This window comes from Mesorhizobium sp. B2-1-3A, from assembly GCF_006442655.1.
Classification (GTDB): domain Bacteria; phylum Pseudomonadota; class Alphaproteobacteria; order Rhizobiales; family Rhizobiaceae; genus Mesorhizobium.
The window spans coordinates 680766-703949 of record NZ_VFWK01000003.1 but is presented as its reverse complement, the minus strand read 5'-3'; the positions used below and the strand labels follow the sequence as shown (position 1 = coordinate 703949).

Annotated in this window: 24 protein-coding genes and 1 tRNA gene; 10 read left to right on the top strand and 15 right to left on the bottom strand. The window is 62.9% G+C overall.

Annotated elements, in window-relative coordinates; translation table 11 throughout:
• Positions 1–19: 19 nt before the first annotated feature.
• The 8 genes from FJ977_RS14735 to FJ977_RS14700 form a co-directional block, all read right to left on the bottom strand.
• Entirely contained in the window at positions 20–1543 is a 1524-nt protein-coding gene (locus FJ977_RS14735) for a sugar ABC transporter ATP-binding protein (RefSeq protein ID WP_140772432.1), read from the bottom strand.
• Between the two features lie 59 nt (positions 1544–1602).
• Complete coding sequence (locus FJ977_RS14730) at positions 1603–2718, bottom strand: sugar ABC transporter substrate-binding protein (RefSeq protein WP_140772430.1); 1116 nt, start codon at positions 2716–2718, stop codon at positions 1603–1605.
• A 145-nt stretch (positions 2719–2863) separates the two neighbouring features.
• Positions 2864–3322 carry an aldehyde dehydrogenase family protein gene (locus tag FJ977_RS14725; RefSeq protein WP_246683095.1) on the bottom strand — a complete coding sequence of 153 codons (459 nt, stop codon included), beginning with the start codon at positions 3320–3322 and terminating at the stop codon, positions 2864–2866.
• A 41-nt stretch (positions 3323–3363) separates the two neighbouring features.
• Positions 3364–4395: a 4-hydroxythreonine-4-phosphate dehydrogenase PdxA gene (gene pdxA / locus FJ977_RS14720; protein WP_210243838.1), complete on the bottom strand. Its 1032-nt coding sequence runs from the start codon at positions 4393–4395 to the stop codon at positions 3364–3366.
• Positions 4396–4621: 226 nt separating this feature from the next.
• Positions 4622–5716 (bottom strand): four-carbon acid sugar kinase family protein, encoded by a 1095-nt coding sequence (locus tag FJ977_RS14715; protein WP_140772428.1) that lies wholly within the window; start codon positions 5714–5716, stop codon positions 4622–4624.
• 1 nt (position 5717) lies between these two features.
• On the bottom strand, positions 5718–6602 hold the full coding sequence (locus FJ977_RS14710; RefSeq protein WP_246683088.1) for a DeoR/GlpR family DNA-binding transcription regulator: 885 nt from the start codon (positions 6600–6602) through the stop codon (positions 5718–5720).
• Positions 6603–6968: 366 nt separating this feature from the next.
• Positions 6969–7045 (bottom strand) — tRNA-Arg (locus tag FJ977_RS14705).
• An 85-nt stretch (positions 7046–7130) separates the two neighbouring features.
• The gene (locus FJ977_RS14700; protein ID WP_140772426.1) at positions 7131–8294 is read right to left on the bottom strand and encodes a M20 aminoacylase family protein; all 1164 of its coding nucleotides are present in this window, start codon (positions 8292–8294) and stop codon (positions 7131–7133) included.
• A 272-nt stretch (positions 8295–8566) separates the two neighbouring features.
• On the opposite strand from FJ977_RS14700, the gene FJ977_RS14695 reads away from it, so the two are divergent.
• Entirely contained in the window at positions 8567–9733 is a 1167-nt protein-coding gene (locus FJ977_RS14695) for a D-alanyl-D-alanine carboxypeptidase family protein (RefSeq protein WP_140772424.1), read from the top strand.
• Between the two features lie 4 nt (positions 9734–9737).
• Positions 9738–10835 (top strand): GTP-binding protein, encoded by a 1098-nt coding sequence (locus FJ977_RS14690; RefSeq protein ID WP_181179829.1) that lies wholly within the window; start codon positions 9738–9740, stop codon positions 10833–10835.
• A gap of 16 nt (positions 10836–10851) precedes the next feature.
• On the opposite strand, the gene FJ977_RS14685 is transcribed toward FJ977_RS14690, so the two are convergent.
• The 6 genes from FJ977_RS14685 to FJ977_RS14665 form a co-directional block, all read right to left on the bottom strand.
• On the bottom strand, positions 10852–11091 hold the full coding sequence (locus tag FJ977_RS14685) for a sulfurtransferase TusA family protein (protein ID WP_181179827.1): 240 nt from the start codon (positions 11089–11091) through the stop codon (positions 10852–10854).
• A gap of 2 nt (positions 11092–11093) precedes the next feature.
• Entirely contained in the window at positions 11094–12425 is a 1332-nt protein-coding gene (locus FJ977_RS14680; protein ID WP_140772420.1) for a murein L,D-transpeptidase family protein, read from the bottom strand.
• Between the two features lie 256 nt (positions 12426–12681).
• The gene (locus FJ977_RS36670; protein WP_281406820.1) at positions 12682–12804 is read right to left on the bottom strand and encodes a hypothetical protein; all 123 of its coding nucleotides are present in this window, start codon (positions 12802–12804) and stop codon (positions 12682–12684) included.
• 75 nt (positions 12805–12879) lie between these two features.
• Positions 12880–13830: an acetyl-CoA carboxylase carboxyltransferase subunit alpha gene (locus FJ977_RS14675; protein WP_140772418.1), complete on the bottom strand. Its 951-nt coding sequence runs from the start codon at positions 13828–13830 to the stop codon at positions 12880–12882.
• Positions 13831–13928: 98 nt separating this feature from the next.
• A complete protein-coding gene (locus tag FJ977_RS14670) occupies positions 13929–14846 on the bottom strand; it encodes a site-specific tyrosine recombinase XerD (protein WP_140772417.1) in 918 nt (305 codons plus the stop codon).
• 22 nt (positions 14847–14868) lie between these two features.
• Positions 14869–15021, bottom strand: a complete 153-nt coding sequence (locus FJ977_RS14665) for a hypothetical protein (RefSeq protein WP_056575994.1) — start codon at positions 15019–15021, stop codon at positions 14869–14871.
• 211 nt (positions 15022–15232) lie between these two features.
• On the opposite strand from FJ977_RS14665, the gene FJ977_RS14660 reads away from it, so the two are divergent.
• The 5 genes from FJ977_RS14660 (at position 15233) to FJ977_RS14640 (ending at position 20490) form a co-directional block, all read left to right on the top strand.
• Positions 15233–15844 (top strand): shikimate kinase, encoded by a 612-nt coding sequence (locus tag FJ977_RS14660; protein ID WP_140772415.1) that lies wholly within the window; start codon positions 15233–15235, stop codon positions 15842–15844.
• Entirely contained in the window at positions 15841–16977 is a 1137-nt protein-coding gene (gene aroB / locus FJ977_RS14655; protein ID WP_140772413.1) for a 3-dehydroquinate synthase, read from the top strand. The genes FJ977_RS14660 and aroB overlap by 4 nt, the downstream gene beginning before the upstream one ends.
• Before the next feature lies 1 nt (position 16978).
• The gene (locus FJ977_RS14650; protein ID WP_140772411.1) at positions 16979–17869 is read left to right on the top strand and encodes an HlyC/CorC family transporter; all 891 of its coding nucleotides are present in this window, start codon (positions 16979–16981) and stop codon (positions 17867–17869) included.
• Between the two features lie 85 nt (positions 17870–17954).
• Complete coding sequence (locus tag FJ977_RS14645; protein ID WP_140772409.1) at positions 17955–18755, top strand: alpha/beta hydrolase; 801 nt, start codon at positions 17955–17957, stop codon at positions 18753–18755.
• 181 nt (positions 18756–18936) lie between these two features.
• Entirely contained in the window at positions 18937–20490 is a 1554-nt protein-coding gene (locus tag FJ977_RS14640; RefSeq protein WP_140772407.1) for an acetolactate synthase large subunit, read from the top strand.
• Positions 20491–20515: 25 nt separating this feature from the next.
• Here FJ977_RS14640 and FJ977_RS14635 read toward each other — a convergent pair whose 3' ends face one another.
• Positions 20516–20818, bottom strand: a complete 303-nt coding sequence (locus tag FJ977_RS14635; protein WP_140772405.1) for a BolA family transcriptional regulator — start codon at positions 20816–20818, stop codon at positions 20516–20518.
• A gap of 159 nt (positions 20819–20977) precedes the next feature.
• On the opposite strand from FJ977_RS14635, the gene FJ977_RS14630 reads away from it, so the two are divergent.
• The 3 genes from FJ977_RS14630 (at position 20978) to FJ977_RS14620 (ending at position 23182) form a co-directional block, all read left to right on the top strand.
• Complete coding sequence (locus FJ977_RS14630) at positions 20978–21607, top strand: J domain-containing protein (RefSeq protein ID WP_115140634.1); 630 nt, start codon at positions 20978–20980, stop codon at positions 21605–21607.
• A 123-nt stretch (positions 21608–21730) separates the two neighbouring features.
• On the top strand, positions 21731–22717 hold the full coding sequence (gene cobS, locus FJ977_RS14625; RefSeq protein WP_056576002.1) for a cobaltochelatase subunit CobS: 987 nt from the start codon (positions 21731–21733) through the stop codon (positions 22715–22717).
• A 9-nt stretch (positions 22718–22726) separates the two neighbouring features.
• Positions 22727–23182, top strand: a complete 456-nt coding sequence (locus FJ977_RS14620; protein WP_140772403.1) for a hypothetical protein — start codon at positions 22727–22729, stop codon at positions 23180–23182.
• Positions 23183–23184: the final 2 nt, after the last annotated feature.

The following is a 23184-nucleotide window of genomic DNA, read 5'->3' as shown; positions in this document are numbered from 1 at the left end:
TTTTGGCGAAGCCAGGACATCATGCTCGGGCCTCAGCGTGAAGGTGCACGTTCATCGAGGCGGCGATGAGCGCATCGGCGGACAGGGTATCGCCCTTTAGTTCCCTGGCCACACTGCCCCGGTAGAAGACATAGACCCGATCGCACAAGTGGATAAGTTCCTCATAGTCGGTCGATTGCAGGATCACGGCCATTCCCTCGGCCGCCAGGTCAGTGAGCAGCCTGTAGATCTGCGCCTTGGTCGGCAGGTCGATGCCGCGCGTCGGGTCCATCAGCAGCAGACATTTGGGCGACAGAACCAGCCATTTGGCCAGCACCACCTTCTGCTGGTTGCCGCCTGAAAGCGTCGAGACGGGATCATCGAGCGAACCGTAGGTCAATGCCAGCCGTTCGATCAGGCCTTGAAGCCGGGCCTCGTTGCCGCCGTTCAGGTCGAGCAGGCCGAAGGGCGCGCGCCCAAGAACTGCCAAGCGCAGGTTTTGCGCTACCGACATGCCGGGGATCAGCCCCTCGGTCTTGCGATCCTCGGGCACGAGCGCCAGACCGACATCGGATTGTTTCACCCTCGGCGGCTGCAAACCGTTCAGTCGCTTGCCATTCAGCGTGATGCGGCCCGTCACTCCGCGCAGCACGCCGAAGACCGCATGCATGATCTGCTGCTGGCCCTGGGCATCCAAACCGCCGAGCCCGACGATCTCGCCGGCGCGAGCGGCGATCGATACGTCGACAAGCTGGTTTTGCCAACTGACGTTGGACACATCCAGAACGGTCGGCGCCGCGTCGGGCACGGGCGGGCGGCGCGGCGGAAACAGCTCCTCCAGCGAGCGGCCAATCATCAGGCCCACGATCTCATCGGTCGTGCGCGCGCCAACGTCGAATGTCTCGATATGCTTGCCGTTGCGGAAGACGGATATGCGATCGGCGATGGCGTCGACCTCGTGCATGCGATGCGAGATGAAAAGGATAGCGACGCCCTGCTCCTTCAGCATTCTGAGGACACCGAACACCGTCTCGACGAGCTCGCTGGTCAACGCCGAGGTCGCCTCGTCAAGGATAAGAAGCTTGGGCTTGCGGAACACGGCCTTGGCGATTTCCACAAGCTGGCGTTCGGACAGCGACAGGCCAGAGACCCGGGCGCCGAGCGGGATCGACTTGGCCCCTACCAGATCCAGCGCCGCGCGCGCCTCACGATAAACACCGCGCTGCATCAATCCCATCCGGGTGCGGGGCGCGGCGAGCACGATATTGTCGCCGACCGAAAGGTGCGGCATCAGCGACAGTTCCTGGAACATGCAGACCGTGCCCTGTTCTGCCGCCTCGCGCGGCGAGGAAAAGTGCACCGTCTGCCCGCCAATGGAGATCGTTCCCGTATCCGGCTGGATGACACCGGCCAACAATTTCATCAGCGTTGACTTGCCGGCGCCATTTTCGCCGAGAATGGCGTGCACGCGCCCTGGCTCGCAGCGGAAATCCACCATGGTCAACGCTGGAACGCCACCATAGGATTTCGACACCGATTTCAGTTCAACATAGCGGTCGGCCATGCGCGCTCCCTGCCGTCGACCTGGCCGGCGCAGACGCCGGCCAGGTCATGTGTCATTGCCTAGTTGGAGTTATCGGCCGTCTGGCCGTTCAGTTCATCGGGCGTGAACACGGGGAAGCACTGCGGAAAACCAGTGGCCGTGTAGAAGGTCTTCGGCAGGTCAGGAAAGAAATCCTTGCCCTCTGTCAGGTCCGCGTTGTCCTTGTGCGGGATTGGCAGGAAAACCTTCTGCGGCAGCGCATTACCCTCCAGCAGCACGACCGAGGCCTCCAGCGCCATGGCGGCCAGCGCCGGCGCCTGAGCGGCGGTAATCCCCGGATACTTGCCCTTGCTGACCAGCATTCGCGTGCCGTTGCCGGCATCGAAGCCGACCGGGACCACGGGGTGCTTGGCCGCGGCCATCGCCTCAAGCGCGCCAACGGAGCCCTCCTGGACAACGATGCCGTCAAAATTGCCGTTGGTGGCGATGGCGTCGGACGTTACCTTCGACGCCTTGCCCACGTCCCAGTCGCCTTCGACCTTGACCGTCTTTAGATCGGGGTACTTGGAGAAGACCTCGCTGAAGCCCGCCTGGTTGTCGCGGTCGACGCTGTTGCCGGGGACGCCATCGATTTCCAGAACCTGACCCGAAACATTGCCCTTCTTGGCCTTGATGCCATCGACCACGGCCTGCGCCTTGATCCGGCCCAGCGCGACCTGATCTTCATTGATCTGCACGACCTGGTTGGAGTCGAGGACGTTGTCATAGGTAACCAGCACCACGCCGGCTTGCTTGGCACGCCTCACGACCGCGTCGAAGGCGGTGGGATTGACGGCATTGATGATCACGGCGTCGTAGCCGGCGGCGATGAAGTTGTCGATCGCGGAGATCTGCGCCGTGGAATCATTGCCCACCGATATGATCTTCAGGTCGGACAGCTTGGACTTATTCTCGGGACGCGCGCCCCAGGCCTTTGCGGTCTGGATGGAGTTGGCACGCCAGTCATTGCCGACATAGCCGTTGACCAGGGCAATCTTATAAGGCCCGGCCTTCTTCGGATAGGAGATCACCGAAGCACTGTCCGGTGCAGAAGCGTAGCAGTCGGGCTTGTAGGTGTCCTGCGCCCGGGCGCTTGGGAGCGTTGCGGCAGATGCCGCAAGGGCGCCCATCATCAGAAGCGTCATACGTCTTTTCATTTCACTTTCCTCCCGTTGTCCGGCGACCACCGCCGGTTTTCAAATTGATGTGAGCTTTCCTCCGCCGCACTTGCCGCCGCGGAGGCCGAATTCCCGAGATGGAGGCATATGGTCGGATCATGGTCCTGCTGCCATCAACGCCGGTTCAACGAGACGGCAATGATGATGATGGCCCCCTTGATGCATCGGCCAGGACGATGAATGGCGCCTTGCCGCCAAGCTCCAGCGAAACAGGAGTGAGATTGCGCGACGCATTCGCCATGATGCGCTTGCCTGTCGGTACGCTCCCGGTCATGGTGATGAGGTCGACGCCGGGTTCCGTGCAGAGCACTTCGCCTATGGTTTCACCTCGTCCCGTTATGATGTTCACCACACCGGCCGGCACGCCCGCTTCGACAAAGATGCGAGCCATTTCGAGCGCCGAAAGTGGCGTGTCTTCATGCGGTTTGAGGACGATGGTGTCGCCGGCGATCATGGCGGGCGCCACCTTGCGGCTGACCAGGGAGCCATCGGCTGGATTGATCACCGGGCGCATACCGGCTTCGCCAGTGACAAACTTCCCGTCGATCAACATGAGATAGGATTTCTTGTCTTCTGCTGCCATGGTTCGATCCGCTTTTGCGTGCGTTGCAGGCGTGCCGACGCCTAAGGGTTGGATTTCGCCGCAGCCATCTGGACCGCGAACTCGATCGCCTCGATCAGACTGTCCTCATTGGCGATGCCCTTGCCGGCAATGTCGAAGGCCGTGCCGTGGTCGACGGAGGTGCGGATGATCGGAAGGCCGAGCGTGACATTGACCCCGGAGAGCGCTTTCCACTCACCGGTCACGGGATCGACGTTGAAGCCGAGCAGCTTCACCGGGACATGGCCCTGATCGTGATACATCGCGACCACCGCGTCATATTGGCGGGCGCGCAGCTTGACGAAAACCGTATCGCCCGGAACGGGTCCAACCACCGTAAAATCGGCGGACGTGTAGGAGGCGACGATCGGGGTCGTGATATCGATATCCTCACGGCCGAAAATGCCGCCCTCACCGGCGTGCGGGTTGAGCGCGGCAATCGCAATGCGGGGATGGGCGATGCCGAGGCCGCGCAACGCCTCGACCGTCAACTGGATGACCCGCCGCAACCGGGGTTCGGTCAGTTTCGACGGAACCTGGGCCAGCGCTACGTGGGTCGAGACATGGCTGACTCGAAAATCGCCATGGGCAAGCATCATCACGGAATCGCGGGCGCCTGTCAGTTCCGCCAGCATGTCGGTGTGACCGGCATAATGATAGCCGGCCAGGTTGAGCGCTTCCTTGTTGAGAGGAGCCGTGACGATACCCGCGATTGAACCGGCCTGCGCCAGGCGCACGGCTTTTTCGATCGCCAGATAGGCGAGGCGCCCGCCTTCAGCCGACATGACGCCTGTCTCAACGGGGGTCCGCTCCGGTCCAGCCTCAAGAATGGCCACGGGCGGAACGGTCCCCTCCGCCGAAGCTGACGCTTCTTCCAGCTCGATGCGTCCTGAGATGGACTCCATTGCGCGCATCGCGGTGACGCTGCCGATAATGAGAAGCGACAACGATCCGTCGGCAAGCCGCGGTTTCAGCCTTGCGCATGCTTTTGCAATGATCTCAGGGCCGATGCCCGCGGGATCACCCATTGTGATGCCGAGTCTTGGACCAGACATAAACGCCCCTAATTGGTCAATTGTGGTCATCTTGTAATCCTTTCAACCATCGACGTGCAATAGTTTTCTTTTTCGGTCATCCGTAATCATACGAACGTGAGAATCGCCTCTTCGCCTGCCTCTCTGTGGCGTGCGATCCGAGGTGTCAGGCTGTTGAAATATCGTTTGACGCCATTTGACCGGCGGAGATGGACCCGCCGGTGCTTTTGGCCGGAGTTCGTCTTGATCAGCGACGCGCGAGGGCCGCGAGCCTGCAGAGCAGGGCGCTGTCGCCGAATGCGCCGGATTTCGAAATGGTGGCCAGCCCCTCGAAAACACCACCCTTGATCCTGGAAACCGGAAGCCCCGGTTCGATCTCGCATTCGACCGTGAGTTCGATGACGCCCAGGCTGTCGCACACCGATCGCAATGTTTCACCGCCGGTGACGAGTAACGTGCCGGGCTTTGGCAAGCCTGCGAGAAGCGAGGCAAACACCTTGCCGATATGGGCTGCCACGGCGTGGCGATCGCCCGATGCAGCGACACTGACGACCGACGGCTCCCCGCGCATCATCCTTTCCGCCAAACGCCTTCTCGCTTTGTCGATGTCGTGCTCCACGACCACATGCGCATCCGCATGCCTGGCTGCAAAGAGGGCTACCTGTCCCGCCGTGACCTCATGATTTGTGCCGACAAGGGCCAGAAATGGATCGGAAAACGCAGGAACAGGCTTGTGCGGCACATTCATGTGCCGTGCGAGTGCGGCCGCCAAGCCGCCAGTGCCGACCCACAACGTCGCTTGTTTCGGTACGGTCGCGACGATCCTGTCCAGGTCGGCATCCATTTCGGCGTCGTAGAGTGTGATGAAATCAACTGGTTGTGACCCTGGTGCAGAACGCCCAGCCGTAAAGCGCTGGCCTAGACCGGCGACCAGGTCGGGACCTACCATTTCGGTTTGATCAAGCCGCCATTGCCGCCCAAGGCGCGTGGCGCGTCGCTGAAATGGGAACGCAGGTGCGATAACAACACGCTGATACGTTCCGTTGACGATGCATGCCTCAATTTCAGCGATGACGTGGCCGCGCAAAAGGCTGTCGATCTTCTTGAAACTCAACTGTCCGCCGGCGAGCCATGGCGCAAGCGCCCGGTGTCGCTCAACCGCCGTCGTCACAGGCCCCTCCCGGGTGGCGGCGTCGATGGCCATACGTCCCCCAAACGTACGGTCCAGCTGCCAGCTTACCCCAATGCCATTCCCCGGCGATGCAAAGGAAACCGCGCTATCCAGGGCGCCGGTCAAGTCGTCTGCGACGACCCGGATATCCGTAACCTCAGGAGTGCTCAACTCAACAACCCGAACGGCTGACGCGCACGACCTTGACGTCTACATCGAGCGTCCGAAGATTGGTGAGGTGAGCCGGATTGATGCCCTCGTCGGTAATGATCTGGTGGATCTCGGTCAGGCGGCAGATCGTGCAAAAATTGGGGACGGTGAACTTCGAATGGTCGGCAAGCACGACCACACGACGCGCCGCGGCAATCATCGCCTGCTTCATTGCCGCAACCTCCAGCGAGGTCTCCGTGAGCATGTCTCCGGTGATGGCATGGGTGCCCAGAATGGCCACATCGGCGTGAATGGTTCGCAGGAAATTCTCGCCAGGCTGGCCGATCAGTGTAAGCGAACCAGGCTTGCAGGTGCCTCCCGGCATCACGAGACGCACTCCCGGCACAGGTGCAAGTATCTGAGCGATCGCAAGGCTGTTGGTGACGGCCGTAAGCGGGATGGGCGCCGCGGCTATGGCGCGGGCGACTTCCAGAACGGTCGTGCTTGCGTCGAAAATGACGCTTTGCCCGGCTCGAAGTTCCGACATCATGGCGGCGCCTATGGCCTCTTTCTCGGCTCTGGCGAATTGCGCTGCAGTGGCGAGATCCGGCTCGAACGTGGCCAGTTCCGTGCGTTGAAGCATTGCGCCGCCATGCGTCCGCTCCAATGCTCCTTGCCGTTCGAGCGTCTCGAGATCGCGCCGGATCGTCGAAGGCGACGCGCCGATGAGATCGATGAGTTCCTGAACGCCGACGGCTCCTTCTCGTTTAAGGCATTCGAGGATGAAGGCGTGGCGCTTGGCCGGAATCAGATCGACCCGCCCGCGCCCGCCATCGTCTTCCCATGCCCCGGCGGACACGACAGGCGCCATGTCCTCGGCCGTTGATTTTCGGACATTCCTTGCCACGTTCGTATCTCCGCATGGTCGCGACGCGCTCACATGATTCACAGCGCGCTCTGTGTCGCGAATATCACGAATCCCTCGGGCTAGCCCAATGATTTGTCACCCTGATGGGCGAATTCCTATCATTATTGGCTGATTTTGACTGAATCTGGGAACCAGTATCGTCATTTGGCGGTTAACAAGCGAGCAATTTTGGTCAAGCCGTCTAACAAGCTGCCAAAAATGAATCGGCAAATGAACGGGCCTTTTGAGCTCCGTAGCGAACCGGGGGAGGAACCATTTTTTCTATCGAGGCTGAAATCGGCCATAGCCGGGGTCCGGCTGCGGCCTCTTGAGTGCCACGCCGACCTTCCAACTATTTGATTTAATTGGTGATCCCGACAGGAATCGAACCTGTGACCTACAGATTAGGAATCTGCCGCTCTATCCTACTGAGCTACGGGACCACGCGGCCAGACACATAGCCGCTTCGGATCGTTTCGCCAAGGGGCCGGCCGCATGCAATTCGGCCGGCTCCTTGCGCGGCGGGCCTCAAGCGGCCAGCGCGGTTTCCGCCAGTTTCACCCAGTAGCTCATGCCGTGCGGGATGGCTTCGTCGTTGAAATCGTAGGCTGGGTTGTGGAGACCGGCGGTGTCGCCATTGCCGATGAAGATGAAGGCGCCGGGGCGGGCTTCCAGCATGTAGGAGAAATCCTCGCCGCCCATCACCGGCTGGATGCCGCGGTGGACATGGCTGTCGCCCGCGACATCGGCCGCCACGTCGCTGGCAAACACCGTCTCTTCGGCATGGTTGAAGGTGACGGGGTAATTTGCCTGATAGTCCACTTCGATCCTGGCGCCGAACGCGGTCGCCAGTCCGTCGCAGATCGCGCGGATGCGCTCTTCGGATTTCTTGGCGATCTCCTTGCGCAAGGTGCGCACGGTGCCGGCGATCTCGGCCGATTCGGGAATGATGTTGTAGGCGTCGCCGGCATGGAACTTGGTCACCGACACCACCACGGCCTCGACCGGATCGGTGCTGCGCGAGGCGATCGTCTGCAGCGCGCCGACCAGCTGGCTGGCGATGACGATCGGGTCGATCGTGCCGTGCGGCATCGCGGCGTGGCCGCCGCGGCCTTTCACGGTGATGGTGAATTCGGCCGTCGCCGCCATGATCGGGCCCGGCCGGATGGCGAACTGGCCGACAGGCAGGCCCGGCATGTTGTGCATGCCGAACACTTTTGCGATGCCGAAGCGCTCCATCATGCCGTCCTTGACCATCTCGTTGCCGCCGCCGCCGCCTTCCTCCGCCGGCTGGAAGATCACCGCCACGGAGCCGGCGAAATTGCGGGTCTCGGCGAGATATTTGGCGGCGCCCAGCAGCATCGCCGTGTGGCCGTCATGGCCGCAGGCGTGCATCTTGCCGGGAACGGTGGACGCATAGGCCTTGCCGGTGATCTCATTGAGCGGCAGCGCGTCCATGTCGGCGCGCAGGCCGATGGTGGCGCCTTCACCCTGGCGACCGCGGATGATGCCGACGACGCCGGTCTTGCCGAGGCCGGTGACCACATCGTCACAACCGAACTCCTTCAGCTTTTCAGTGACGAAGGCGGCCGTCTTGAAGACGTCGAAATTGAGCTCCGGCGTCTGGTGCAGATGCCGACGCCAGCCGGCAACTTCGTCCTGCATTTCAGCGGCGCGGTTCAGGATTGGCATGATGGTTCCATTTCGTGGTTGGAGCAGCCGGCTTCAGCCTGGTGTTTCGCAACTGGGCCCAGTGTTCTGCAATTGTGCCCGTTTTGCAATTGTGCCGGGTGTTTTGCAATTGTGATTGTCAGGTGCTTTGCCATGTTGGCGTCACATAGGGTAAATAGCACCGCAACGATGCGGTCCGTTTTTGAGGGGCGGACCCATTATGCTGGCGGTCACGTAACGAAATCTTACGGAGCCAGGGGCGATCAGGGCAAGAGGCGATTTCGGATTCGATCATGCGGCACAGGCATTTCCTCAAACTATTCTCGGTCGGCGCAATCGTGCTGTCGGTCCTGGCCGGGCCGGCGCTGGCCAATCCGGTGGTTGTCTTCGACCTGAAGAACGGCCAGATCCTGCAGCATCAGGATGCGTTCAAGCGCTGGTATCCGGCCTCGCTCAGCAAGCTGATGACCGCCTATGTGACCTTCCGGGCGATCGCGGCCGGCGAAGTCCAGCTTGATTCGCCGATCAAGGTGACCAAGCACTCCGCCGGCGAGCCGCCGAGCAAGATGGGTTTCAAGCCGGGCTCGGTGATGCGGCTCGACAACGCGCTGAAGATGATGCTGGTCAAATCGGCCAACGACATCGCCATGGCGGTCGGCGAGAATGTCGGCGGCTCGCAGGCCGCCTTCGCCGAGAGGATGAATGCCGAGGCGACCCGGCTCGGCATGAACGGCACCCATTTCGTCAATCCGAACGGCCTCTACTCGCCCGACCAGTACACCACGGCGCGCGACCTTTCGGTGCTGGTGATGGCGATCCGCCGCGAGTTTCCGCAATATGCGCCGTGGTTCTCCATCGAAGGGCTTGCGGTCGGCAAGAAGGCGATCCCGAACTACAACCTCCTGATCGGCCGCTATCCCGGCGCCGATGGCATGAAGACGGGCTTTGTCTGCCCTTCCGGCTTCAACATGATCGGTTCGGCGACGCGCAATGGCCGTACGCTGGTCGCGGTTGTGCTTGGCGAGAAATCGGCGGTCAGCCGTGCCGAGGCCGCGGCAAGACTGCTCGACCAGGGATTTGACACGCAAGCCGCCGGTTCGGCCACTGTCGCCACCCTGGCGCCCTACGGTGACACGGTCTCGCCCAACGACATGCATGACGAGGTCTGCAAGAAGAAGACGCCGGAGGAGCAATCCGAGGCGCCACCGGCCGCCGCCGCCAAGGACGTGCCGAAATCGCCCTACCAGGAAAAGCTCGACCATGTACCGACGCTGGTCGCCGTCGGCCTCGGCGGCGCCACGGGTCCGGCGCCGAAGGCGATGCTCGACCAGGGCGGCCAGGAATATGCCGACGTGCCGATCCCGAGCTGGCGGCCGGATCGGCCGGCGCCGACCGGCGCCGGTCCGGCCGTTGCCGGTTCCGCCGCGCAAGGCGATCAGCCGGCCAAGGTCGCGAACTAACCTGATGAGCGGATTCCCGATTCCTGTCTCGGTGCTAACCGGCTTCCTTGGAGCGGGCAAGACGACGCTGCTCAACCGGCTCCTGAAGGACCCGGCGCTGGCCGACACGGCGGTCATCATCAACGAGTATGGCGAGGTGGCGATCGACCATCTGCTGGTCGAGCAGGCTTCCGACGGCATCATCCAGCTTTCGGACGGCTGCCTGTGCTGCACCGTGCGTGGCGAACTGGTCGACACGCTGGCCGACCTCGTCGACCGGCTGCAGACCGGCCGCATCGCCCGGCTTGCCCGCGTCATCGTCGAGACCACGGGGCTTGCCGACCCGGCGCCGGTGCTGCAGTCGATCATGGCGCATCCGGCGCTCGTCCAGGCTTTTCGGCTCGACGGCGTCATCACGCTGGTCGATGCGGTCAACGGCAATGCCACGCTCGATGCCCACGTCGAGGCGGTCAAGCAGGTCGCCGTCGCCGACCGCATCGTGCTCAGCAAGGTCGACCTGGCGACCGATGCCGGCGATCTCGACACGCTGCGGACGCGCCTGCGGCAAATCAATCCGGGTGCCGAGCTGCTTGATGCCGGCAATTCAGCAACAGGTGTGGCGGCGCTGTTTGATTGCGGCCTCTACAATCCCGCCACCAAATCCGCCGACGTGCGGCGCTGGCTCGGCGAGGAAGCGGCGCATGAGCATGCTCACGACGATCACGATCATGGCCATGGCCATGGCCATCGCCATGATTCCCGCGTGCGCTCCTATTCGCTCGTCCATGACGGTCCGGTGCCGTTTTCGGCGATAGAAATGTTCCTCGACCTGTTGCGTTCGACGCATGGCGAAAAGCTGCTGCGCATGAAGGGCGTGATCGAACTCAGGGAAGATCCGTCACGCCCGCTGGTCATCCACGGCGTGCAGAAGATCCTGCATCCGCCCGCGCGGCTGCCGGCCTGGCCCGACGGCCAGCGCGGCACACGGCTGGTGCTGATCACGCTCGATATGCCGGAAGACTATGTGCGCCGGCTGTTCGCCGCCTTCACCAACCGGCCGTCGATCGACACGCCCGACCGGGCGGCGCTGGAAAACAATCCGCTGGCGATCGCCGGAAGATAGCGTTCCACGCCGAAATTCAGACGGTCTCGCCGCGCTCGACCAGGAATCGATGGCCGCCTGACATCGCCGCTGTTTCAATCAGCTGGTGGCCGGCGTCCGAGCAAAAGGCGGGAATATCGATGACGGCGAGCGGGTCGGTGGTCTCGAGCCAGAGCCGGCTGCCCGGCTGCATCCCGGCCAAGCGCTTCTTTGCCTTCAGTACCGGCAAAGGGCAGTTCAGCCCTTTCAGGTCGTAGATAGCGGTATCCCCGGCCAAGCTCAGCCGCCGAACATGCCGAGCAGCTTGTTCTTCAGCTTTGTCACCCGGCTTTCATCAGCGCTTGCGGCCTGCGTTTCGGCGACCGGCGCGACATCCGCGGGTGCCGCGATGGTGGCGGTGGCGACGGGAGCCTCCTTGGCGGCCTTGGCCGCTTCCTTTGCCGCAACGGCTTGCGCCTTGGCCGCTTCCTTTTCGGCCAACGCCTGCGCCTTTGCGGCTTCCTTGGCCTGCTTGGCGGCCTCTATGGCGGCCAGCCGCTGCTCCTCGGCCTTCTGCTTGGCTGCCTTTTCGGCGTCGAGTGCCGCCATCTTGCGGCCGGCGGGCGAATCGATGCGGCCCATGCGCGCCGTCTCGGTCACCGTGCCGTCGTTGTTGAGCGACGGCGGATCGATCGGCACGCGCTCGCCGCGCGCCCGGCGCTTCGACCAATCCGAAACGATGCTGGCTTCCTTGATGCCGGCAATGGTCGGCTTGGGCGGCGGCACGCTCGCCTTGAGCGCGCCGTTGAAGGCAGCGTCGTAGGTGCTCTGGTAGGCGTTGTAGGCGCTCTTCAGCGAATCTGGCTGGGTGGTGGCCGGGCACTGTCCGGTCGGATCGAATGTCTGGCCGTCGGCGGCGACCTGGTTGAAGACGTAGCGCTTTTCGCAGACGTCGACCTTCGGCGGCACCTTGGTGATCTCGAAATTGTCGTAGCCGACCTTCAGCATCTTCCAGAATTCATAGTTCGGGTCGTTGCGATAACGCGCCATGTTGGCGGCGGTCATGCGGAACGGGAAGGCCTGGATCTGGAATTCGGTCTGGCCGCCCTGGAAGGCGTCGCGGCCGAAGGCATAGATCTGCTCGATCTGCGCGTCGGTCATCGAGTAGCAGCCCGACGACGAGCAGGCGCCGTGCACCATCAGGTTCTGACCCGTGCGACCGTTGGCACGGTCATAGGCGTTGGGAAAGCCTATGTTGAAGGACAGGTGATAGTTCGACCTGGGATTCATCTGCGACGGACGCACCGTGTAGAAGCCTTCCGGCGCCTGGCGGTCGCCCTCGGTGTATTTGGGCCCGAGCTTGCCCGACCATTTGCAGATGTCATAGGAAGCGACGAGACCGTAGCGGCCGTCGGTCTTGGCCTTCCAGATCTCCAGCTTGCCCTCTTCCTTGAAGATGCGCGCCATCACCGAGGAGGTGCGCACCATGCCCTTGGCCCTCATGTCGGCCAGGATCTTGTCCGGCAGCGGCTTGTTGGCTTCCGGGGCAAAGTCCTTCATCGACGAATCATTGCAGCCGGCGACGGCTATCGAGGTGATGAGGACTCCGGTGCGGGCGAGCTTGGCAAACATGGATACGGCTATGTCTTTTCCCTCGGGCCAATGGCTTCAAATGCCGGCCCGCATGCTGAACACCCACGGACCGTAAGCCCGTTAACCTTGAAAATTCCTTACCGCAAGCCTCGGCCAACGCCTCGCGGCAATTTCATTGAACCGAATGCGACGGCATTTTTGTGGCGGAATCGTGCCTTCCGGCCACTTTGCCGTGTGGTGGCCGGGACTATCCCAAGGCGATCACACGTTTTGACAGATCCGGATTTGCCGGGGACTAGATAATGGTGCCGCCTTCGTTATTGCCATTGTCCACTGGCGGCTGGGAACTCGCCTGTTGAGCCGTCAGTGCTTGCAGGCGGGCCGCTTTGACCAGCGTAGGTCTCTCGTATTTTTTCATCTCGGATCCCCCGTAAAACGACAAGCTTAATTAGCAGCCGTTAAAGCAGAGTGTCCATCGATCGTTACCCGGTCCCTAGAGACTTCTGCCCATCGCCAGGTATTTCTCGCGGCGCTGCTCGCGAAAATCGGTGTTGGCGCCGGCGAATTCCTTCATCGTCTTGGCGATGAGGTCGCCCGTCGCGGCAATCACCGTTTCGGGCGCGCGCTGGGCGCCGCCCATCGGCTCGGGGATGATGGCGTCGATAACCTTCATTTGCAGAAGGTCCTGCGCGGTGATCTTCATATTTGTCGCCGCATCCTTCAAGCGGGTGGTGTCTCGCCACAGGATCGAGGCCGCCCCCTCCGGCGAAATCACCGAATAGATGGCATGTTCGAGCATGTAGACGCGGTTGGCGGTGGCGATCGCTATGGCGCCGCCCGAACCGCCTTCGCCGATGACCACCGAGATCGACGGCACTTTCAGGCCAAGGCAGGCCGAGGTCGAGCGCGCGATGGCTTCGGCCTGGCCACGTTCCTCCGCACTGACGCCAGGATAGGCGCCAGCGGTGTCGACCAAGGTCAGAAGCGGGATCTTGAAACGGTCGGCAAGCTCCATCAAACGCACGGCCTTGCGATAGCCCTCGGGACGCACCGAGCCGAAATTGTGCTTCAGGCGGCTTGTCGTGTCGGAACCCTTTTCCTGGCCGATGATCGCGACAGGCTCGCCGCGAAAGCGGGCAAAGCCGCCGACGATCGCCTGGTCCTCGCCGAAATTGCGGTCGCCGGCGAGCGGCGTGAAATCGCTGAACAGGCCCTTGATGTAGTCGACGCAGTGCGGCCTGTCGGAATGGCGCGCCACCTGCACCTTCTGCCACGGCGTCAGCGCCTTGTAGAGTTCGCGCAGCGCGTCGTGGGAACGCTTCTCGAGCCTGGCGATCTCATCGGCGACATCGACCGCCTCGCCGTTCTCGGCAAGCTTCTTGAGCTCGAGGATCTTGAGTTCAAGATCCTGCACCGGCTTTTCGAAATCGAGGTAATTGTACATGCTTGAGCGGACCGATACGTCGGAAGGCAAGGACCGCGGAACCCTTGAAACCAAGGTTCCGGGCGGTGAAATGTCGTCCTCACATAGCGATATGAGGCCTAGTCGGCAAGCGGATGATGATCGTTGACCAGCCGCACCAGCCGCTCCTCCAGCACATGGGTGTAAATCTGTGTCGTCGATATGTCGGCATGACCGAGCAGCTGCTGCACCGCCCTGAGATCGGCGCCATTCTGCAGGAGATGACTGGCGAAAGCATGGCGCAGCACGTGCGGCGAAATCTTGGCCGAAGCGATGCCGGCCCGCGCGGCCAGTCCTTTCAGGTCGCGGGCAAAGACCTGGCGCGAGAGGTAGCCGCTGTCCGATGCGGCGGGAAACAGGAACGGGCTGTCGGCGAAGGCGGCCACCCCGGCCCGGGCGGCAAGCCAGGCGTGCATCGCCGCGCGCGCCTTGGCCGACAGCGGCACCATGCGCTCCTTGTCGCCCTTGCCGCGCACCATGAAGAAACGGTCGTCGCGCCGCGCCACCGTAACCGGCAGGCCGACCAGCTCGGAAACGCGCAAGCCTGTGGCGTAGAGCACCTCGACCAGCGCATGCAGGCGAAGCGCCGCCAGCCTGTCGCTATAACCCAGCCCGGCATCGCCGGCTTCGGTCGCGGCGCGGTCGATCAGCCGGCCGGTCTCGGCCTCGCTCATCGTCTTGGGCAGCGGGCGGCCTTTTTTCGGGCTGTCCAGCGTGCCGGTCGGGTCGTCGCCGCGCAGACCCTCGGCATAGAGGAATTTGAAGAATTGGCGGATCGCCGACAGTTTGCGCGCTTGCGAGGTCGGCGCGAAGCCGCGCGCGGCGATGTCGTCGAGATAGGCGCGGATATCGGCGGCGGCCGCACCGGCAAGCCCGCCATCGATCTGGCCCGAAGCGTCTTCGAGGTCGCGCCGGTAGGAGGAAAGCGTGTTCTCGGCAGCGCCCCGCTCGGCGCTCATCATTTCCAGGAATGCCTCGATGCGGGCGGCGCTGTTCATCCTAGCGATCAGTTTCTTCGGGTCAATTTTTCTTGGGATTCAGCTTGTCCGGGGGGATGCGCACGCTCATCTCCGCTTTTTTCGGCTCGACGAACATCACCAGTGCGAACATCGTACCATAGGCAATGCCGGCCAGAATCGCGAGGGTCACGACAAAGCGAAACAGTGTCGGCATCAATTTTCGCTCGTCTTCTTGTTCTGCGTTTCCAAACCCTGTGCCCTTATGGGACGCCAATCCGGCCAATTCAAGGAAGAAGCGGAGGCCTGTTAGCAACTTCTGATGCAGGCGCCCATCCGCCCATATCGGGCTCCGGGCGCTCGGCACGCTTGACGCAAACCGGCTTTTCATGTCGATACGCCGGCAAAGAGGGCCCAAGAAACAGCTGATGAACGCGCACCAGGCAAATCCTCCAGGCGAGACCCACGCCGCGCTGCTTGGCCGGCTGGGTGGCAGGTCCATTGTCTTTGTCGGCCTGATGGGCGCCGGCAAGACGGCGATCGGCCGCAAGGTGTCGACCATGCTTTCGCTGCCCTTCATCGATAGCGACCAGGAAATTGAAAGCGTTTCGCGCATGACGGTGCCGGAGCTGTTCGAGCGCTATGGCGAGACCGAGTTCAGGGCGCTGGAGCAGCGTGTCATCCTGCGCGTGCTGGAAAATGGCCCGCAGGTTCTGTCGACCGGCGGTGGCGCCTTCATGAACGCGCAGACGCGCGAGGCCATCGCGGCCCATGGCGTGTCGGTGTGGCTGAAGGCCGAACTCGACCTTCTGATGGAACGGGTCTCCAAGAAGCAGAACCGGCCGCTGCTGAAGAGCGCCGATCCCCGCGCCGTGCTGGAGCGGCTGATGGGGGAGCGCTATCCGGTCTATGCGACCGCTGATGTCACCGTGCCGACCCGCGACGACCGCAAGGAGATCATCGCCGCCGAGGTGCTGGACGCACTGTGCCGGCATTTCGGCATCGATGAAATCGCAGCGACGGGCGAGGTCGAATCGTGAGCGCGGATCAGCCCGTCACCGTCGAAGTCGGGCTTGGCGACCGGGCCTACGACATATTGATCGGTTCCGGCCTTCTGTCGCGCGCCGGTGAGGAGATTTCCCGCCGGCTGCCGGGCACGCGCGCCGCTGTCGTGACCGACGAGAATGTCGCCGCCGCGCATCTCGATACGCTGAAGGCCGGGCTTGAGAAGGGCGGCATCCAGCCCACCGTCATCACAATGCCACCCGGCGAGAAAACCAAGAGCTTTGCCCATCTCGAAGAGGTGGTCGATGGCGTCCTGGCAGCCCGGCTGGAGCGCGGCGACGTCGTCATCGCGCTTGGCGGCGGCGTGATCGGCGATCTCACCGGTTTTGCCGCCGGCATCGTGCGGCGCGGCATGAATTTCGTGCAGATCCCGACCTCGCTGCTGGCGCAGGTCGATTCCTCCGTCGGCGGCAAGACCGGCATCAACAGCCCGCGCGGCAAGAACCTTGTCGGCGTCTTCCTGCAGCCCAAGCTGGTGCTGGCCGACACCGAAGTGCTCGACACGCTGCCGATCCGCGAATTCCGCGCCGGCTATGCCGAGCTCGCCAAATACGGGCTGATCGACCGGCCGGAATTCTTCGCCTGGCTGGAAGCGAACTGGAGACAAGTTTTCGCCGGCGGGCCGCAGAGGGCACAAGCGATAGCCGAGGCTTGCCGGGCTAAGGCCGATGTCGTCGCGCGCGACGAGTTCGAGACCGGCGACCGCGCGCTGCTCAATCTCGGGCACACGTTCGGTCACGCGCTCGAAGCCGCCACGCAGTATGACGGAGCCCGCCTCGTCCACGGCGAGGGGGTCGCCATCGGCATGGCGCTGGCGCATCGGTTCTCCTCGCGGCTCAATCTGGCGAGCCCCGACGACGCGGCGCGCGTCGAGGCGCATCTGCGCGCCGTCGGCCTGCCGTGGCGGATGTCCGATATTCCAGGTGACTTGCCCGATGCCGAGGCGCTGCTTTCCTTCATCGGCCAGGACAAGAAGGTATCGCGCGGCGCGCTGACCTTCATCCTGACGCGCGGCGTCGGCCAGGCCTTCATCGCCAAGGACGTGCCCGCTTCGGAAGTGCTGTCCTTCCTGAGGGAAAACCATCCCACCAGCCGGAAAGCCGGCTGAGATGGACAACGAGACGGGCTGGATCGTCGTCGCCGTCCTTGCCATCGTCATCCTGCTGGTCGTTGCCGTGCGCACGCGTCTTCTCGCCATGTTCGGCTATGAGCTGTCGCGAATCGAGCCGCAGCGGTCGAGCCAGGACGAATTGCGCGGCGCGGTCGACGATTTCCGCCGTGACGGCCAGGTGGTGCGCGAGGACCGCGACCGCGTCGGCGGCCTGTTCGATCTCGAAGAGCTCGAAGTCTCCGATATCATGGTGCACCGCACCAACATGCGATCGGTCAACGCCGACAATGCGCCGGAAGCGGTGGTGCGCGAGATCCTGCAGAGCCCGCACACGCGCATGCCGTTGTGGAAGGGCTCGCTCGACAATATCGTCGGCGTGCTGCACGCCAAGGACCTGCTGCGTGCGCTGAACGAAGTCGGCAATGATTTTTCCAGGATCGACGTGATGAAGATCGCCTCGAAACCCTGGTTCGTGCCCGACACCACGACCCTGCAGGAACAGCTCAACGCCTTCCTGCGCCGCAAGGCGCATTTTGCCATCGTCGTCGACGAATATGGCGAGGTTGAGGGGCTGGTGACGCTGGAAGACATCATCGAGGAGATTGTCGGCGAAATCGCCGACGAGCACGATGTCGACATACAGGGCGTCAAGCAGGAGGCGGACGGCTCCGTTGTCGTCGACGGCACGGTGCCGATCCGCGACCTGAACCGGGCGCTCGACTGGAACCTGCCGGACGAGGAGGCGACCACCATCGCTGGCCTCGTCATCCATGAGACACAGTCGATACCAGAGGAGAAGCAGGCCTTCACCTTCCACGGCAAGCGCTTCATCGTCATGAAGCGCGACAAGAACCGGATCGCCAGGATCAGGATCAGGCCGGTCGCGTAGCTTGGCGGCAGGCCACGTTACCGATCCTTCATTGGAACTTCGCGTCGTCCCGGTGCATTTTGCGCCGGGCAGTCAGGAGAAGATGATGATCGATCGGCGAACCCTGCTTTTGGTTTCGATGGCGGCTTTTCTGCCGGCCACGACTTTCGCGCGGCAATCCTCGCCCTCTCCCAAAACCTTCGATTACGGGCCGGCCAAGCTCGACATCTACGCGCCCGACGGCGCGAACGGACTGCCTGTCGTCTTTTTCGTCCATGGCGGCGCGTGGGAGTTCGGCAAACGCAGCCAGGTGGGCGCCAAGCCGGCATTCCTGCTCGCCAACGGCTTCTGCTTCGTTTCGATCGACTACCGCATGCTGCCTGAGGCCGATGTCGCCACCCAGGCCGCCGATGTGGAAAAGGCCTATGCCTATGTCAGGGCCAACATCGCCGGGCATGGCGGCGATCCCAAGCGCATTGTCGGCATGGGCCATTCGGCAGGTTGCCATCTGATTGCCTTGACCGGCATGCGCGGCGGGCTGCCCGGCGTCGCCGGGCTGCTCCTCGACGACACCAGGGCCTATGACCTTGCGGCGCTCGAGAAAAATGGCGGCATGGTACGGGCCTATGCGCGGGTCTTTTCCGATCGCTCGCAGTGGGCGGCACTGTCGCCGGCCAGCTATGTGGACGGCCGCAAGCACCCGCCGACCTTCATCGCCTATTCGCGCGCCGAGGGCCGTGGCGAGGAGTCCAAGGCCTTCGCCGAGCGCCTGCGCGCCACGGGTACCGAGGTGACACTGTTCGACGGCAGTGCCTATACGCATATGTCGATCGACCGCGATTTCGGCAGGGATGGTGACGCGCTGACCGCTGCCGCCCTGGCATTCCTGAAATCCGCGGTCGGTTGATCGCCGGCGACGTTCCGCTCGTCCATTCCTGCGACTGGATCATGCCAAAAGCAGCGGCGGGATATTGCCGCGCGGACATCCGCGGGTGCAATTGCTCCATCTGCTTGACGCAAATCCGTAAGGGAAGGCGCTACGCGCCTGTCCCGGATTTGCTGCTGACCGCGAATGGGGAGAAAATTGCATGAATGGTGCCGATGTGCTGTGCGACGTGCTGCTGGCCAATGATGTGACGGTATGCTTCGCCAATCCCGGCACCTCCGAGATGCATTTCGTTGCCGCGCTCGACCGCAAGCCGGAGATGCGTTGCGTGCTTGGCCTGTTCGAGGGCGTCGTGACGGGGGCGGCCGACGGCTATGCGCGCATGACCGACCGTCCAGCCGCGACCTTGCTGCACACAGGTCCGGGCCTGGCCAATGGGCTGGCCAACATGCACAATGCGCGCCGTGCCAGGACGCCAATGATCAACATCGTCGGCGACCATGCTTCCTATCACCTGGCCCTCGACGCGCCGCTCACCAGTGACATTGAAGGCCTTGCGGCGCCGATGTCCAACTGGGTGCGCCGGATCGAAGGACCCGCCGATGTCCAGCCGGCCACGGAAACCGCCTTCCGCGCCTCGCTGACGCCGCCGGGCGTCACCACGCTGATCCTGCCGGCTGATGCCGCCTGGGGCGACGCCAACCCTGCTTCGCCGGGCAAGGTCGTGCTTTCTCCGCCGCCGGCGGTCGACATGGATGCCGTGCGCGAGGCTGCCGCCGCGATCCGTGCCGCGCCAGGGCGCGTCGGCATGATCGTTCGCGGGCGGGCGGCGCGGGCCGATGCGCTCGAGATCGCCGGCCAGATCTCGACAGCCTGCGATGTCCGCCTGTTCAGTGAGGTCCTGATCGCGCGCATGCAGCGCGGACGCGGGCGCGTGGCGCCGACCCGCATTCCCTATCCGATCGATGCTGCGACGGCGTTGCTGGGGGATGTCGATGTCCTGGTGCTGGTCGGCGGCAGCGAGCCGGTCGCCTTCTTCGCCTATCCGGGAAAACCGGGGCGGCTTGTGCGCGACGACTGCCAGGTGCTCACGTTGGCCGCCCATGGCGATGATCTGCAGGCGGCGCTCGGAGCGCTTCGTGATGAGCTCGGCGTCAAGCCGTCGCAGCAGGCGGTGTTTGCGACCACCTTTCCCGACGAGGCAGCGCCGCGCGGCCAGCTCACGGAAGACGCCATCGCGCTGTCGGTGGCGCGCAAGCTGCCGGACAATGCGATCGTCTGCGACGAGGCGGTCACTTCGGCCAGGCGTTTCTTCGCGCTGTCGGCTTTCGCCGCGCCGCATGACTATATGATGGGCACCGGCGGATCGATCGGCGGCGGCATTCCGATGGCGACGGGAGCGGCCATCGCCTGTCCCGACCGCAAGGTGATCAACCTGGAGGCCGATGGCAGCGGCATGTACACGGTGCAGGGGCTGTGGACGCAGGCGCGGGAAAATCTCGACGTGGTGACGATCGTCTTTTCCAACCGCACCTACGCGATCCTGCATGGCGAGATGAAGAATGTCGGCGTCAATGCGATCGGCGAGAACGCCAGGCGCATGCTCGACCTCGACCATCCCGCGCTGGACTGGGTGTCGCTGGCCAAGGGCATGGGGGTGGAAGCGGCGCGCGCCGACACCTGCGAGCGGTTCGACGCGCTGTTGGACAGCGCCCTGTCGCGGCGCGGCCCGTTCCTGATCGAAGCGGTGATCTGAAGCGCTGCTATCGATACAGTTTGAGCTACCAGCGCGTCTTCTCACCCGGCGCCGCCGGTTCGATCGCCAGTGCGTGCACGCCGGCCTTTAGTTGATCGGCCAGCAGTTCGTTGACGGCGCGGTGGCGGTCGATGCGGCTCATGCCGGCAAAGGCGGCTGAGACGACGCGGACGCGAAAATGCGTCTCGCCGGTGCCGTCATAGGCGCCGTGATGGTCGGAGCCGTGGTGGTGATGGCCGGCGTGGAGATGACTTTCGTTGATGATGACCAGCCGGTCCGGCGAAAATGCCCGGTTGAGCTTGTCTTCCATGGTCGCCTGTATGGACATTGCCGTCTCCCTTCACCACATATGGCTGGCGTACCAGCCCTGGGGGCCGCTGTTTCGCAACTAAATCCGCCATTCGCCTGCTTTAAGCCGCGATTCAGCGGTTAGGGCGATGATCGCGAAAATGTCAATTCTTGTTTCGCATCTGCGAACGCCCCATAAATGGGTGAGATGAAGCCGTATCCCAAATATTTCGAGAAGATTCGCGTCCGCCCTGACAAGGACGCGGAGCTGAAGTCGCATTCGCCGATTTGCCAGTGGGACGGCTGCAAGGAGGCGGGCACCCATCGCGCGCCGGTCGGGCGGATGAAGGAGGGCGAGTATTTCCGCTTCTGCTTCGATCATGTGCGCGAGTACAACAAGGGCTTCAACTACTTCTCCGGCGTGCCGGATACCGAGGTGGCGCGCTTCCAGAAGGAAGCGATGACCGGCCACCGGCCGACCTGGAAGATGGGCGTCAACGGCGCCTCGACGCGTTCATCGCCTGATATGGCGCAGATGCGCTCCGGCCGCGCCGGCTACTACAACCGCATGCGCGACCCGTTCGACCTGTTCAAGGGACCGAAGGATCCGCGCGAGGCGCGCGAGCGCAAGGCGAAGCCGCTTGAGGCCAAGGCGCTGGAAACGCTTGGCCTTGATACAAAGGCGACTGGCAAGGATATCAAGGCGCGCTATAAGGAACTGGTGAAGCGTCACCATCCGGATGCGAATGGTGGCGACAGAGGTTCGGAAGACCGGTTCCGCGATGTGCTGCAGGCCTATCGCGTGCTCAAACAGGCGGGCCTGTGCTGAGCGACCCTATGGTTTGTGTCGTTTTCCAACTTTCATAAGGTTGGAAAAGGCTTTAAGACCGCCCCCGAACAAAATCGATTGCCGGCGAAACGGGACGTTTCGCCCGTGGAGACGTTGAGAGATATGAACAAGGTCGATCGCGACATCGCCAACCTGCCCGACACGACGGTGTCGGTTAAGGAGAAATTCGGCTTCGACTCCAAGATGGTGGTGCCGGCCTACTCGGTGACATCAGAACATGTGCCTGATGTCGATCCGGATTATCTGTTCGACAAGGCGACGACGCTGGCGATCCTCGCCGGCTTTGCCTACAACCGCCGCGTCATGGTCTCGGGCTATCACGGCACCGGCAAATCGACCCATATCGAACAGGTCGCGGCCCGCCTCAACTGGCCCTGCGTGCGCGTCAACCTCGACAGCCATGTCAGCCGTATCGATCTCGTCGGCAAGGACGCGATCGTCGTCAAGGACGGGCTGCAGGTCACCGAATTCCGCGACGGCATCCTGCCCTGGGCCTACCAGCACAATGTCGCGCTCTGCTTCGACGAATATGACGCCGGCCGCCCGGACGTGATGTTCGTCATCCAGCGCGTGCTGGAATCCTCGGGCCGGCTGACGCTGCTCGACCAGAGCCGGGTCATCCGCCCGCATCCGGCGTTCCGCTTGTTCTCGACCGCCAACACGGTCGGCCTCGGCGACACCACCGGCCTCTATCACGGCACGCAGCAGATCAACCAGGCGCAGATGGACCGCTGGTCGATCGTCACCACGCTGAACTACCTGCCGCACGACAATGAAGTGAACATCGTGCTGGCCAAGGCCAAGCACTATCGCGATGGCAAGGGCAAGGACATCGTCAACAAGATGGTGCGCGTCGCCGACATGACGCGCTCGGCCTTCATCAATGGCGATCTGTCGACCGTGATGAGCCCGCGTACGGTCATCACCTGGGCCGAGAACGCCGAGATCTTCGGCAATATCGGCATGGCGTTCCGGCTGACCTTCCTCAACAAGTGCGATGAGCTGGAACGCTCGGTGGTGGCCGAGTTCTACCAGCGCGCCTTCGGCGAGGATCTGCCTGAAAGCGCCGCCAACGTGGTGCTGGGGTAACCTCAGTCCATGGGAACAACCGGTAGGACGTTCCTGTGGAGTTTTTCAATCCTCTGCTTTGGTCTCGGTCAGGCAGCCATGGCTCAAGACGAACCATTCAAGCCCGGGCAGACTTGGACGTATCACGGAGCGACACCACTTTCGTCGCGGGTGATCATAGGCGCGGTCGATAAGTTGGAGGGTGAAAGCCAACCAATCGTTTCGATTTCAATCACTGATGCGCCGATACCCAATGATGGAAAGCAGCTACAAACGGTTCCCCACCTCCCTGTAGCCGCCGATGTACTGAGAGAAAGTGTGGTTGAATTTGAGGGAATCGGTCCAATTCCTGATGGATTTGATCATGGATACAGTCTGTGGAGACAGGCATATGACAGTGGGAAAGGGGGCTATTTTACAATCTCGGTGGAAGAGATTGTCGGCCTCCTACGCACTCAGCTTGGCCAGCAGCCAGTAGCGAAATAGAG